Raw genomic sequence first — 14,419 nt, forward strand, 5'->3', positions numbered from 1 at the left:
CCCTGCGACCGCGACGCCAAAGTCGTCCTCGGCTGCTACCAACACAAGATGCAGAAGCCCGTAGCCTGGATCAGGCACCTCGGAGCAGCGAGTTGGCTGGATCCCTGGCTCTATCGGCTCCACAAGGTCCCGTACTCGTTCAGGCCGATGGCCATGCCAGTCGTGCGGCCCAAGCCGGGCCGCACCCTGCTCGCTGAGAATCCCACTTCCACGACATTGATCCGCGTCGGGATGTCGACCGAGCTGAAGGTGGCCAGTTGGTCGCTGTTCTTCGGAATCATCCAGGCCGCATCTGGCATCATCTCGCTGGTGATTGCCGCGTAGGTATACCGCTCGATGCCGATCATTGAGTGACTAACTGAGTGACAACCAGCATGCGCACCGCGAAGCCGAGGTGGCGGGCCTGGCAGTCGTCGGGTATGCGAACCCTGAACCTGGCGATGGCTCTGAGAGTAGGGGGGGCCGGGGCGTGTGGCTGTGGCCGGCCGGCCGGCGTGAGTAGCGTGCGCAACATGGACATCATTCGTCAGGTGGTTGTCTTCGACGCGGCCGACCTCCATGCGGAGAGCGCCTTCTGGGCGGGCATGCTCGATGGGCATGTCTTCGAGGACGACCGCTGGCACTCGGTGATCGACGCCGCGGGGCAGTGGCGGGTGGGGGTGCAGCTGGCGCCCGGTCACGTGGCGCCGCAATGGCCGGATGGGAATCCGCAGCAGGTGCACCTGGATCTGCATGTAACGGACGCCAAGGCCGCACACGACAAGGCCGTCGCGCTCGGCGCGCGGCTGCTGCAAGGCGCTCCCGACCTGGACGCCGAGGAAGGGCACCAGGTGTACGCGGATCCGGCCGGCCACCCGTTCTGCCTCGGGTGGGGGCAGCCGTCGCCGGAGCGACTCGCGGCCTTTGTGGCCGAGCACATCGGGGCGCGCACGGCGGATAAAGCGGGTGCAACGGCGAACCGTCGCGCCTAGTTTGCGTGGGTGGATCTCTCGCATCTCGGCACGCCGGTGGGGCCGATGGTCCGGATCGGCGGCGGGTACGCCAACCGGCTGTACCGGCTCGACACCGACCAAGGGTCATTCGCCGTCAAGGAGCTGAATCTTCTTGATCGGCGCACGGCCTATCGCGCCGCGGAGGTGTTCCGGTTTGAGCGGGCCGCCTTCGACGCCGGCATTCCGATGCCGGAGCCGATCTCGGCCGACGCCGGCACGCTCGTGCACCGGTGGGTCGACGGGGAGAAGGTGCCCGAGGAGCCGGTGTCGCCGGCGTACGCGTACGAGATCGGGGGGATTCTCGCGCGCATCCATGCGCTCGACGTCGCCTGGACCGACGATGCGGCCGAGGAACCGGTGGCGCGGGATTGGGCCGAGCTCGCTGAGCGGGCAGCAGCGACCGGGCAGCCGTGGGCCGGTGAGCTTGCCTCCCAGGTCGGGACGTTCCTGGAGATTGCCGACTTCGTCGAGACCTGCGAGCGGCCGGGGCCCGTCGTGCTGACCCACCGGGACATCCAGCCGTGGAATCTGCTCGCCCGGGAGGGCCGGCCGGTCGTGCTCGACTGGGAGCTCTCGGGAATGCTCGATCTCTCCGGTGAACTCGGCTCGACCGCGCTCAGCCTCGCGAAAGGGCCGGGCTTGGACACCATCGAGCCGGAGATCTTCCGGTCGGTCCTCGACGGCTACACCGCGGGAGGGGGAACCCTGCCGCCGCCGGGTCCGAGCTGGTTCGTCTTCATGGTCGGCGGCTGGCTGGGGCATATGCGATGGAACATGCTGCGCTGCCTGGCGGGTGTCGAGGCCGGAGCCGGCCCCGACCTCGCGCTGTCACAGGAGTCCGCGGGCAACGGCGTGCGCGGGCTTCCCGAGCTGTTTGCCCGGCTTCCTGAGCTCGAGGCGCTTCTCCGGTGAGAGTGAGCAGGTGAGAGTGAAGCTGATGGCGGACTACGGAGCGTTTCCGCTGTGGGGTCCGGGCGGCGAGCTGGCGCCGGATGCCCTGCCGTTGCCGCCCTGGTTGGTGGCGGCGCTGCGGGACTGGGCGGACGAGCACGACCGGCTGCTGGGTCCGGCCTTCGAGTGGCCGTCCGAGGAGGCGAAGGCCGCGTTCGTGGCCGGCGGGCGCCGGCTCTTCCACCGGGTGCGGGCCGAGCTCGGGCCCGGCTACCAGGTCGTGTACTTCAATGAGATCACCGGCCGGGTGGAAGAACGGTAGCCAGGCGCTGCCGTGCGTAGTCGTCGTCCCAGCAGACGGCGGCCTCCCAGGCGGCCGAGGCCTGCGCCGCGACGTCCAGAAAGGCGTCGTCGAGAGCGGCGGCGTTGTGCGGGAGCACCAGGTCCAGGGCGGGGACGTCGACGTGTGACTCGTCCCAGTCGATCAGCGCCACCTGGTCCGCGGTCATCCGGATGTTCCCCGGGTTGGTGGGGTTGCCGTGCACCACGCAGGTCGGGCCGGCGGGCAGGCGGGACCACGCCGCCCGGCACCGGGCGACGGCCTCGGCCGGCATCGCGGTCAGGTCGACCTTCGTGCCGGTGTCGGCGTGCAGGAGGTCGGCCGACGATCGCCAGCCGGGGCGCTGCGGCCAGCCCCGGGTCAAGCGGTGCAGCTCGCGCAGCACGGCGGCGACGCGTCGCCAGTCGGCGGCGTTCCGGGGCGGGCCGCCGGGCAGGTAGGTCATCACGACCAGGCCGTCGGCGAACAGGCGGCCGTCGGTGGTGGGGATCGGCACCGGCACGGTCAGGCCCTCGCGGTTCAGGTGCCGCAGGAGGTCGGTCTCCCAGGCCAGGTCGGCGTCGCTCCTGGTGCCGAGACGGCCGACCGCGAGCCGCCCACCGACGCGCACGCTCCACACGTCGTTGGCCACCCCGCCGGTGAGCCGTTCGAGGCGAGCGGCGTCGTCACCCCACCGAGCCAGGGTCTCCCATCCCACGACCTCACCCTAAGACCCGAGCATTTCCCGTACGCGGGCCATCGTCGCGGAGCGGGACAGCGCGCGGGACCGGGCCGCCGCGGTCTCGTAGTCCCCGGCCGGCATGGCCGCTCGGAGCTGGTGCAGGTAGTCGGCCAGTTCCGGGTCCATGTCGTAGGGCGAGTAGCCGACCCGGGAACCGTGCCAGGCGACCATGCCGGCCAGCTCGGCGGCCTCGTCGAGGCGGCCCTGCCGGTGGCGGATGTGGCTCAGCGTGGCGATGCCGACCAGCCAGGAGCTGATGTCCGAGGCCGCGTAGCTCTCCGCCACGGTGGCCGAGGCCAGGGGCTGCGCGTCGGCGTAGCGGTCGCGGGCGATCTCGACCTTGGCGTGGATCCACTGGGCCGAGGAGCTCACCCAGGTGTACCCGGACCGTACGGCGCCGGCCGCCGACTCCCGCAGGCGCACCGCGGCCTCGTCGAAGTTGCCGTCCTGGCGCTCGATCTCGCCGAACACCATCAGCACCTCGGCCTCGAGGTCCACCCGCCGCAGCTCCCGCGCGCGCCGCAACGCCAGGTCCGCGTGCACCCGGGCGGCGGCGGTCTGAGCCGAGCGGGCCTCGAAGTACGACACCGTGGCCAGCACCTGCGCCTCGGTCGTCGGCTCGATGCCGCGCCCGGCGTGCTCGACCGCGCGGGCCAGCGCGGCGCCGATGCGGTCGAGCTTCCCGCCCAGGTAGTACAGCAGCGCGAGGCCGATCGAGGCGCGGGCCATGGTGGCATCGTCGGGGCGTTGCCCGGGCCGGTCGCCGTCCCAGTACGCCACCGCCGGCTCCAGGTGGCGCAGGCCCTCGGCGACCAGGCCCTGCCGGTACCAGAACCAGTAGAAGCCGGCCGCGATCCGCAGCAGGACCGCCGGGTCGGTGGCCCGTTCGAGGGCGGCGCGCACGTTCGCGCTCTCCTGGCTGAGGCGGGTGCTCAGATCGACCTCGAGCATGGTGGCGTGGCTGAGGTCGGACAGCGAGCCGACCCACGCCACGTGCCGCTCGATCAGCTCGCGGTGCCGGGCCGGATCGGTGCGCAGCAGCGCGAAGTCCCGCAGCGTCTCCAGCATCCGGTAGCGGCGGGGATCGCCGCCGACGACCGTCACCAGCGACTTCGCGACCAGGCTGGTCAGGTGGATCAGCACGTCGCGGCGCCCGCTCACCACCTGGGCGGCGTCGAGGACGAAACCCTCCTCGAAGACGGCGAGGGCCTGGAAGACCTCCTGCTCATCGGCGGTCAGCATGTCGTACGACCATTCGACCGCCGCCAGCATCGTGGCATGCCGGGAGTTCGCCCGCCGGCCCCGGCGCAGCAGCGTGAAGCGGTCGTTGAGCAATTCGGATATCTGTCCGATGGAGAGCGTGTTGCACTGGGCCGCGGCAAGTTCGATGGCCAGCGGCATCCCGTCGAGGCCGGCGCAGATCTCGGCGAGCACGGCGCGGTCGGCCGGCCCCGGTGACCAGCCGGGCGCCACCATCGCGGCGCGGTCGAGGAAGAGCCGCACCGCGTCGCCGTCCTGCCCGGCCGAGAGCGGCGGCACCTCGTACGGGCATTCGGCCTCGGCGTCCAGCATCTCCCGGCTGGTGGCCAGCACCCGCAGCCCGGGAGCGGCCCCGAGCAGCTGCTCGACGAGCGGGGCGACCGCGTCGACGAGATGTTCGCAGTTGTCGAGGATCAGCAGCGTCCGGCGGTGGCGCAGGGCGGCGGCGAGCGCCTCGGTGGTGGACGCCGCCGTGCCGATCATCTTCGCGACGGTGGCGGCCAGCAGCGTGGGGTCGTGCAGCCCGGCCAGCTCGACGAGCCACGGGCCGTCCTCCCCGGCGCGGACGTCCTCCCCGGCGCGGAGCCGGGCCACCTCCAGCGCCAGCCGGGTCTTGCCGATGCCGCCGGTGCCGGTCAGGGTGACCAGCCGGTGCCGGTCGAGCAGGCCGGCGACCGTACGCACGTCGCCGTCCCGTCCCACCAGCGAGGACAGCCGTACCGGCAGACCGCCGTCGAAAGCGTCCCCGGCCGGGGCCGGGTCGACGATCACCACGGGACGCCGCGCCGGCGCCGACAGGGCCGGGTCCTGGGCGAGGATCGCGGACTGCAGCGCGATCAGCTCGGGCCCGAGGTCGATGCCGAGCTCCTCGGTGATGTGCCGGCGGGCCGAGCGCAACGCGTCCAGCGCGTCGCCCTGGCGCCCCCAGCGGTAGCGGGCCTGGGCGAGCAGGGCCCAGCCGCGTTCGTGGAGCGGATGCGCCTCGGTGAACGCCTCGAGCGCCGCCACCACGTGCCGGTCACCGAGCTCGAGCAGGGCCGCCAGGCGGTTCTCGGTCGCCACCACCCGCAACTCGTCGAGCCGGCGCGCCTCGGGCCGGGCGAAGTCGTGCTCGGCGCAGTCGGCGTAGGCGGGGCCACGCCACAGGGCGAGCGCCCGGTCGAGCACGGCGCGGGCCGCCTCGGCGTCACCGGCGGCCAGATGATCGGCGCCCTCGCCGGCCAGCGTCGCGAACCGGTCGGCGTCCACCGAGCCGGGCGGCAGCCGCAGTGCGTACCCGGGGCCCTGGCGGACCAGGACCTGCCAGTCGGTGCGCGCGGTGGTGGCCGGCTCGAAGACCTTGCGCAGGCGGGAGACGTACGTCTGCAGCGAGCCGACCGCGCTCGACGGCGGGTCGTACCCCCAGATGTCGGTCACGAGCTCGCCGATCGGCACCATCCGGCCGCCCGCGATCACCAGCCGGTGCAGCAGCAGCCGGGGCGCCGGCCCACCGGGCGCCTGCTCCACGCCGTCCGCGGCTACCACGAGCGATCCGAGCACCCCGACGCTGAGCCCGATACCCGGCTTTTCGGACACCACGTGATCGTGCACGAACGCCACCGACGTACCCTCCCTGTTCCTTTCCGACATCTTCGCCCAGGTCAGAAGGGGTCGCCTCGCCCATCCGGATGATCGACTCTGCCCGCCCGAGGGAAGCGGGCGGCGCCGTTGCGAGTCGGCGTCGAGTCGATTGCAAGTCCCTGTCGGGCGGCCTCGCCGAGACTGCGACGGCCGACGAAACACCGTTCTAAGGACTCGCGATGCCGCCCTTCCCTCGACCACGTCGTGGGCGACGCACCGCCGCCACCGCGGTGGTCCCCCTGTTGTTCGCACTCGGGGCAGCAGTGCTGCCCGCCGGCCCGGCCACCGCCGCGACGGCCACCGACACGGACAAGGCCGCCCTCTCCGACACCCCGACCGCGATCAGCGCTCACCCGGCCATCGCCTCCGACGGTGACTTCGTCGTCGCCGCCTGGGTGGACGAGGGCCTCTCCTCCACCGGCTACGACGACCTCGCGATCCGCCGCAGCTTCGACGGCGGGGCGACCTGGCGGACCCGGCAGAGCGTCACGCTCGCCACCGGGCCGCTGCACGGGGCCAAGCACCCGGCCGTCGCGGTCCGCGGCGACGACATCGTCATCGCGTTCGAGTCCAACGCCCTGATCGACGGCGACGTCTACAGCGTCGGCAACCACGACGTGCACATGTACGTCAGCCACGACGGCGGCCGGACCTTCGGCGCCCGCCAGATGGTGGTCGAGGACGACGACGAGAGCGTGAACCCGCAGGTCGAGTTCCTCGACGACGACTCCGCGGTGGTGACCTGGATCTCCGGGAACGGCAAGCTGCAGATGCGCCGGTCGGACGACCACGGCCGCACCTGGGGCGCGGCGAAGACCCTCGGCGACGACGCCGGGCGCAACGACCGCGACTATCTGGCCGCCGCCGACGGCAGCGCCTGGATCGGCTGGACGCCGCGCCGGGCCGGCGGCGCCTCGGTGGCCCAGGTGCGGCCGGACGGCACCGTGGTCGTCGACCGGTTCGACAGCGGCGGCCGCGGGTCGAGCGACATCAGCGTGGCCGCCGCCGGGCCGGTCGCCACCGCCGGCTGGACCGACCTCAAGGTCGGCGTCAGCGAGTACGTGGCGTACGGGGCGGTGATCCGGGACGGCAAGCAGCGGGCGAAGGGCAGCGGGCCGATCGCCACCGGCACCCGCGTCCCCAACGTCAGCGACGTCGAGGTCGACAAGGGCATCGCCTACGTCGCCTGGACCGACTACGTCAACGGGGCCGGGCTGGCCCAGGTGGCGAGCAGCATCGACGGCCGCGGCTGGGCGGCCGGCCGGACCCTGCGCCCGTCGGACAACCCGCTCGGCTCGGCGGCCACGCTGACCCGGACCGAACCGGCCGGCCGGCGTGACCCGATCGCCCGGATCGACTGGAGCATGCCCGACCGCTACGGCGTCGACGCCGACAACGACGGCCTGGTCGACGAGCACCAGGACGCCGCGTTCATCGGGCAGACGAGCTTCGACGTCGACCTCGACGCGTGCGGCGCCGAGGGCGGCAACAGCCCGATCACCGAGTACCGCTGGGACCTCGCCGGCCGGATCGTCACCGCGAACGACTGCCGCACCCGGGTCCAGCTCGCCGAGGGCTCGTACGACACCACGCTGCAGGTGAAGACGCAGGACGGCGCGCTCGCGAAGGACACCGCCAAGGTCGTCGTCCGTGACGACCTTGTGGTGAGCATCGGCGACTCGGTCGCCTCCGGCGAGGGCGTGCCCGACGTGCCGAAGCAGGGCGACACGCCGGCCCGCTGGCAGAACCAGCAGTGCCACCGCTCGGCGCGCTCCGGCCCGTCCCAGGCGGCGCTGCGGCTCGAGCAGGCCGACCGGCACAGCTCGGTGACCTTCCTGCACCTCGCCTGCTCGGGCGCCTCGGTGCTGCCCTTCGTCGCGGGCGACACCACCGAGGGTGGACTGCTCACGCCGTACGTGGGAATCGAACCGGGTGCCCCGATCGAGCCGCAGGTCGACGCGGCGGCCCGGCTCGCCGGCGGTCGCGACATCGACGCGCTGACCATCTCCATCGGCGCCAACGACCTGAAGTTCTCCAACGTGGTCAAGGACTGCATCAAGACCAACTGCACCTGGGCACAGACCGGTGAGGCGCTCGAGCCGCGCATGGCCGTGCTGCCCGACCACTACCAGGCGCTGGACGCCGCGATCGACACCAAGCTCCACCCGGCCGTCGCCGCCATCTCGCAGTACTTCGACCCGATGCACGACCAGACCGGGGCGCTCAACCTGCGGTGCGTGCTGAACGGCGTCAACACCATGGTCACCGACGAGGAGGCGGACTGGGCCTACCAGAACGTGATCAAGGCCCTCGACGTCCAGGTCGGCCTGGCGGCGGCCCGGCACGGCTGGGCCTTCGTCAAGGGCATCGCCGACGAGTTCCGGCCGCACGGCTACTGCGCCCAGGACGGCTGGGTCGTGCAGATCGGCCAGTCGCTGGACGGCCAGGGCGACGAGAACGGCGGTTTCCACCCTAATGTCGCCGGCCACCAGGTCTACGGACGCCGGATCGCCGAGGACATCGCCGCGAAGCTGCCCGCCACGGTCGCCGACCGGACCCTGCCGGCCCCGGCGCCGGCCGGCGGCGGCAGCCTCCCCGAGGGCACGGACGTGGTGCTGACCCGCAACGTCGGCAACAACCGGGTGGCCACGCCGATCTCGGCGATCCCCGGCTCGGCGCCGTCGATCGGCACCGACGTCGACCTGTCGGCCCGCACCGGCCTCTGGGCTGCGGAGTCCCGCTCGGTCGCCACCTCCACCGGTCTGGCCTCGGTCTTCGTGGAGAACACCGACACCGGCCGCACCCGCCCCGCCAGCTGGGAGATCTACGGGCGGCTGCTGCCGGTCGGCGAGCCCGGCATCGCGGTCAACGCGGTCTCGGCGGTGCAGGCGCCCGACAACCCGGCGGTCGTCGTGGCCGGCAAGGCGACGGCGATCCGGGCCGAGATCCGGAACACCACCGGCAAGGCGGCGAGCTACCCGGTCAAGGTGACCGTGCGCGGCGTCGAGGGCGAAACCCGCACCTTCACCCAGACGGTCGGCCTGATCGGCGGCCGCAACACCGTGCACCTGATGCCCGGGGACGAGCCGCTGCTGCCGGCCGACGGGCAGTCGCTGGAGGCGACCGTGACGGTCACCGCCGGCGACAGCAAGCCGGGCAACGACACGCTCGGCTCGGCGGCCGTGCCCGTACGCCCCGGACGTGATCTGCGCATCCTGTACGTCCCGCTGGGCAACAGCAAGGGCGCGGCACCCTCCTGCCGTGAGGTCAAGGGGCTGGCCACCACCGGCACGGACTACCTGCAGGCCGTGCTCCCGGTGCGCGAGCTCGGCATCGACGGCGCCGCCTCCTGCGCGGCCGTGGTCCGGGCGGTCCGGGGCGAGACCGGCGACGACGTCTCGCTGACCCTGGGCATCCTCGACCGGATGGCCACCGCGACCGGGTACGACCTGGTGGTCGGGGTCGGACGGCCCGGCCTGCTCAGCCAGGACATGAAGTTCGAGGCCGTCGGCGCCGCGTTCGTGGGCGCCGCCGCCGACGCGGGCGATCCCCGTCACGCGGCCATCGTCGAGGTCGACCAGGACCCGCAGGTCGTGGCCCACGAGCTCGGCCACACCTGGGGCCTCCAGCACGTCGAGGACACACCCGCGCCCGGCTACCGGGTCGACGACCGCGACGTACAGGATGGCACCGACCTGATGGCCGCCGTGCTGAACCCGCCGCAGTGGATCTCCACCGGCACCTTCGAGTTCCTGCGCAAGCGGTTCGCCGCCCGGGCCGCGAACGGCCGGCTCCGCAGCCTCGGCGCCCAGCGTTCGCTTCTGCTCTCGCTGACCGCCGACGTGGCCGAGCCCTCGTCGGTCCGGCTCTCGCCGCTGGCCGTGCGGGACGCGGCGCCGACCGTCGCGCTCGGCAGCACCGGCACCTACCAGATCCGCTACCTCGACGCCGACGGCAAGGAGCTGGGCAGCGCCGGGCTCACCCCCGGCGGCCTGGGGGAGCAGGTCGGCAGCACCGCCGGCGTCACCGCGCTGGTGCCCTGGATCGACGGCGCCCGCACCGTCCAGCTGCGCCGGGGCGACGACGTGCTCGTCGAGCGGGAAGTCTCGGAGCAGGCGCCGCGGGTCACGGTCACCGCGCCGGCGAGCGTGCCGGCCGGCAGCGACCTCGCGATCAGCTGGACCGCGACCGACGGCGACACCGAGGCGGCGGATCTGCGGTCCACGGTGGAGCTGAGCACCGATGGCGGCACGACCTGGATCCCGGCGCTGACCGACGTCAACGGCACCGAGGCCGACCTGCCCATCGACGCCGCGCTGGCCGGCAAGGAGCTGCGGGTCCGGGTGGTGACCTCCGACGGCGTGCTGACCGGCACGGCCGAGGCCACCACGCAGGCCGGCAAGCGGGCCCAGGCCGGGCGCATCGTCTACACCGAGGACAACTACTACGACGACGCGAGGAGCACCCACCGCTACACGATCAAGCTGCTGGACCCGGCCACCGGCGACCAGAAGGTCGTCCAGTCGATGCTGCTGCAGGCGCCGGACCCGGACTTCTCGCCGGACGGCACCAAGCTGGCCTGGGTCCACAACGGCGACCTGGTGACCAGCGACGCGGACGGCACCAACGAGCGGACCATCGCGTACGCCCAGTACGGCATCGGCTGGGAGTGCCCGGACTGGTCGCCGGACGGCAGGACCATCGCCGCGAGCGGCCTGGGGAACTGGATCACCGCGTTCGACGCGGTCACCGGGGAGGCGACCCACCTGGTCGAGGCGACCGAGGAGACCGGCGGGTTCGCCGGCGCCTGCCCGTTCTTCTCGCCGGACGGCAAGAAGGTGGCGTTCTACCTGCCGGGCAGCGGTTCGCCGACGCTCTGGGTGTACGAGTTGGCGACCAAGAAGCTCACGCAGGTCACACCGCCCGAGGCGTTCCACGGCCTGAGCGGCTGGTCGGCCGACGGTGAGCTGCTGATCGCGCCGGACACCAGCCAGCACTACGGGCAGACCTGGGCCATCCGGACGGACAGCACCGGCTACGCCAAGGTCAGCGACGCCCAGCAGGCCAAGGCCAACCCGCACGACGACGGCTTCCTGGCCGGCGCCTGGCTCGGCGGGCTGCAGCGGTACGACCTGGCGCTGCTGGACGCCAAGGGCACCATCACCAAGAGGTTCACCGACTACGACCACACCTCCACCGGCGACCCGACGTGGGACTCGGCGATCGACTGGGACTGGCAGCCGCTGGTCGACGAGAAGCCGCCGCCGCCGGCCCCGGAGCCGTCACTGGCCGACGCCGGTGGACCGTACACCGGGACCGAGGGTCAGGTGATCACGCTCAACGCGGGCGGCGGCACCCGGCCGAACGGCGAGATCCCGCTCTACTACTGGGATCTCGACGGCGACGGCAAGTACGACGACGCGGCCGGATCCGGCGTCGAGTACACCATCCCGCGGGACGGCGTCTCGAAGGTCGGTGTCCGGGCGGTGCTCGCCGACGGCACCGACGCCACCGCCACCACCACGGTCACGGCCGCCAACGCGCTGCCGGCGATCAAGGTGTCGCCGATGCGCGCGGTGGCCGGCGTGCCGGCGAAGCTCGACACGGTACTGATCACCGATGCCGACGGCGCGGCGATGCGTACGGAGGTCGACTGGGGCGACGGCTCGGACCGGGTGCTCGACGACCCGGTGCGGGCGGTGCCGGGCGGCTGGTCGGCGGCGGCCACGCACACCTGGACCCAGCCGGGGACCTACCGGGTGCTGGTGCTCGCCTTCGACCACGACCCGAGCGACCACGCGGGCGAGGAGTTCGACGTCACCGTGCTCCCGGCGCCGGTGCCCGAGGTGACCGGCGTGTGGCCGGACCACGGACCGGCGGCCGGCGGCAGCGAGGTGCACCTGGCCGGATACCTGCTGGACTCGGTGGACCAGGTGCGGTTCGGCGACAAGCCCGCGACGTCGGTCAAGGTGGCCGGCGACGGGTCGGTCACCGCGGTCGCCCCGGCTCTGCCGGCCGGCTCGGCGGTCGACATCACGGTCGTCGCCGGCGGCGTGACCAGCAAGGTCACTTCGGACGGACGCTGGACGGCCAACGGTGCGCCGGCCACCGTCGCCGACGCCACAGCCACGACCGCGGCCGGGGTACCGGTCGAGGTGCCGCTCGAGGTCAGCAACCCGGACGGGGTCCCGGCCGGCCTGGCCGTCGTCACCGCTCCGCAGCAGGGCACGGCCACCATCGCCGGCACCCGGCTGCGCTACGAGCCGCCCGCCGGTTTCGCCGGCACGGCCTCGATCCGGCTGCAGGCCGGTGACGGTCCGATCGCGCTGGTGACCATCACGGTCGGCAGCCGGGCCCCGCGGGCCGCCGGGGAGACCCTGACCGCGGCGGCGGGTACGGCGGCGGGCTCGCCGGTCCGGTTCCCGCTGACGGCGTTGCTCGCCAACGACGTCGACCCGGACGGCGACGCGCTCACGGTCGCCGGGATCGAGGCGGTCTCCGGCGGTACGGCCAAGGTGGACGGCAAGGACCTGCTCGCCACCGTGGCCGGCCCGTCGGCCCCGCTGGAGCTCCGCTACACCGTGCGGGAGGCCACCGGCATGACGGCCACCACCACCAGCTGGGTCGTCCTGCCCGAGCAGGCGCCGCAGGATCCGGCGCCGACCGCCGACGCCGGCGCCGACCGCACCGGCACCGAGGGCTCGCCGGTGTCCGTCACCGGCACGGTCAGCCCGGGCGCCACCGCGGTCTGGACGGTCGAGCCGGTCTCCGGCACCGACCCCGGCGCGACCTGCTCGATCGCCGACCCGACCGCGCCGGGCACGACCGTCACCTGCACCGACGACGGCGTGTGGAAGCTGGTCCTGACGGCGACGGCCGGTGGGCGTACGGCCACCGACTCGGCCACGATCACGGTGGCCGGCGCGGCCCCGGTGGTGAAGGTGGCGTCCCCGGCCGACGGCACGATCGTGCTGCCGGGAGCGGCCGTCGACGTACGGGCCACGGTCACCGACCCGGGCTCGAACGACACCGTGAGCACGCGGATCGACGCGGGCGACGGGTCGGCGCCGCGCACCGGCCCGACGGCGACCGTGAAGTACGCCAAGGCGGGCGTCTACACGATCACGGTGACCGCCACCGACGACGACGGGGCGACCGGTACCGCCGAGGTCACCGTCATCGTGCAGGACCCGGCCGCGACCGGCGGCCTGGTGCTGGGCGGCGGCCAGCTCGAGGGCGGTCCGCGGGTGGGCTTCGCCGCCTACGCCGGAAAGATCACGTGGGGCGTGCTCGCCCTGCACGACGGCTCCGGAAAGTCGAACCTGATCGGCACCGTCACCGGCCTGAGCCTCACCGGCGGCACCGCGAAGATCACCGGTTCGGCCCTCTGGAACGGCAAGGTCGCCAAGTTCGAGGCGACCGTCGTCGACGGCGGCGTGGTCAACGGCAAGCCGGCCCCGGACACGGTGCAGGTGAAGGTGCTCTCCCTCACCGGCGCGGCACTCTGGTCCACCCCCGGCGCGCTGCCACTGCATCCGGGAGCGGCCTTGGTGAAGGCCAAGTGAGGTAAGCGGGCGGCGCTCGTCCGCCGGGTCGAGGGGGCCCGGCGGACGAGCGCACTCGTGTCCGCCCGTCCGGGCCGCTGCGGCAAGGACGACGACCGCGGCCGCCCGCACCCGGCCGCCGGTGGCTTCTGACGCGTGGCCGGGTGCGTGCGGCTAGCGACCGGGCGCGAGCAGCCCGTTCACCCGGCGCAGCATCTCGCGCTGGCTGAAGGGCTTCGTCAGGTAGTCGTCGGCGCCGTTGGCGTAGCCGAGGTCGATGTCGTCCGGGCGGCTGTTGCCGCTGATCATGAGCACCGGGATCCGCGACGTCTCCGGCAGCGAGTGCAGCTCGGAGCAGACGGTGAGTCCGCTCATCTGCGGCATCGTGACGTCGAGGATGATCATGCGGGGGCGGCGCTCGACGGCCAGGTTCAGGGCCGAGCGGCCGTTGTCGGCGCTCAGCGTGGTGAAGCCGGCGACCTGGAGCTTGAACGCGATGACCTCGCGGATGTCCTCGTCGTCGTCGGCGATGAGGATGGTCGGCATCGCCGGTGCGGCGATCGGCGCGGAGGTGAGCGCCTTGACGAACTCGTCGGCGCGCGGCTCGGTGAGCGTCATCGGGTGCCTCCCGTGATGATCGACGGATGCCGGTGGGTGGTGATCGACGGGTGCCGGTTGGTGATCAGGTCCTGCAGCTCGGCGACCAGCCGGCGGGTCGACAGCGGCTTCTGCAGGTAGCGGTCGGCGCCCGCCTCGAGCCCGGCGTCGACGTCGTAGGCGTGCGCGTTGCCCGAGATCATCAGGATCGAGGTGTCCCGGATGTCGGGGGTGCGGCGCGCGAGCCGGCACAGCTCCATGCCGTTGAGGGCGGGCATCCGGACGTCGGTGATCAGCCCGACCGGCTTGGCGACGGTGAGGATGCGGGCGGCGGTGTTCCCGTCCTTGGCCGCCACGGCGCGGTACCCGGCGGACTCGACGGCGAAGGTGAGCACGTCGCGGATGTCGGCGTCGTCCTCGGCGATGAGGATCAAATTCTGGTTCATCGGGTGCT

General features: G+C 72.9%; 9 protein-coding genes. 4 read left to right on the forward strand and 5 right to left on the reverse strand.

From position 1 onward, the window contains the following. Positions 1-110 precede the first annotated feature (110 nt). Positions 111-347 (reverse strand): hypothetical protein, encoded by a 237-nt coding sequence (locus ACQP2F_RS05560; RefSeq protein WP_433301252.1) that lies wholly within the window; start codon positions 345-347, stop codon positions 111-113. Between the two features lie 165 nt (positions 348-512). Here ACQP2F_RS05560 and ACQP2F_RS05565 point away from each other — a divergent pair, with 165 nt between their 5' ends. The 3 genes from ACQP2F_RS05565 to ACQP2F_RS05575 are packed head-to-tail and all read left to right on the forward strand — an operon-like array spanning position 513 to position 2,205. Then, positions 513-971 carry a VOC family protein gene (locus tag ACQP2F_RS05565; RefSeq protein ID WP_433301254.1) on the forward strand — a complete coding sequence of 153 codons (459 nt, stop codon included), beginning with the start codon at positions 513-515 and terminating at the stop codon, positions 969-971. Positions 972-980: 9 nt separating this feature from the next. After that, positions 981-1,904: a phosphotransferase gene (locus ACQP2F_RS05570; RefSeq protein WP_433301256.1), complete on the forward strand. Its 924-nt coding sequence runs from the start codon at positions 981-983 to the stop codon at positions 1,902-1,904. Positions 1,905-1,914: 10 nt separating this feature from the next. Next, on the forward strand, positions 1,915-2,205 hold the full coding sequence (locus ACQP2F_RS05575; protein ID WP_433301258.1) for a hypothetical protein: 291 nt from the start codon (positions 1,915-1,917) through the stop codon (positions 2,203-2,205). Here ACQP2F_RS05575 and ACQP2F_RS05580 read toward each other — a convergent pair. Both ACQP2F_RS05580 and ACQP2F_RS05585 read right to left on the reverse strand, forming a co-directional pair. Beyond that, positions 2,180-2,920 (reverse strand): phosphotransferase enzyme family protein, encoded by a 741-nt coding sequence (locus tag ACQP2F_RS05580; RefSeq protein WP_433301260.1) that lies wholly within the window; start codon positions 2,918-2,920, stop codon positions 2,180-2,182. The two genes, ACQP2F_RS05575 and ACQP2F_RS05580, sit on opposite strands and share 26 nt — an antisense overlap. 9 nt (positions 2,921-2,929) lie before the next feature. After that, positions 2,930-5,803 (reverse strand): AfsR/SARP family transcriptional regulator, encoded by a 2,874-nt coding sequence (locus ACQP2F_RS05585; protein ID WP_433301262.1) that lies wholly within the window; start codon positions 5,801-5,803, stop codon positions 2,930-2,932. Between the two features lie 263 nt (positions 5,804-6,066). Between ACQP2F_RS05585 and ACQP2F_RS05590 the strand changes: the two genes are divergently transcribed. Next, positions 6,067-13,389: a PKD domain-containing protein gene (locus tag ACQP2F_RS05590; protein ID WP_433301263.1), complete on the forward strand. Its 7,323-nt coding sequence runs from the start codon at positions 6,067-6,069 to the stop codon at positions 13,387-13,389. Between the two features lie 153 nt (positions 13,390-13,542). Here ACQP2F_RS05590 and ACQP2F_RS05595 read toward each other — a convergent pair whose 3' ends face one another. Together ACQP2F_RS05595 and ACQP2F_RS05600 are read right to left on the reverse strand one after the other, a co-directional pair. Further along, complete coding sequence (locus ACQP2F_RS05595) at positions 13,543-13,986, reverse strand: response regulator (RefSeq protein ID WP_433301265.1); 444 nt, start codon at positions 13,984-13,986, stop codon at positions 13,543-13,545. Beyond that, positions 13,983-14,411, reverse strand: a complete 429-nt coding sequence (locus ACQP2F_RS05600) for a response regulator transcription factor (protein WP_433301267.1) — start codon at positions 14,409-14,411, stop codon at positions 13,983-13,985. The genes ACQP2F_RS05595 and ACQP2F_RS05600 overlap by 4 nt, the downstream gene beginning before the upstream one ends. Positions 14,412-14,419 lie beyond the last annotated feature (8 nt).

The sequence above is a fragment of the Actinoplanes sp. CA-030573 genome (assembly GCF_050951115.1).
Classification (GTDB): domain Bacteria; phylum Actinomycetota; class Actinomycetes; order Mycobacteriales; family Micromonosporaceae; genus Actinoplanes.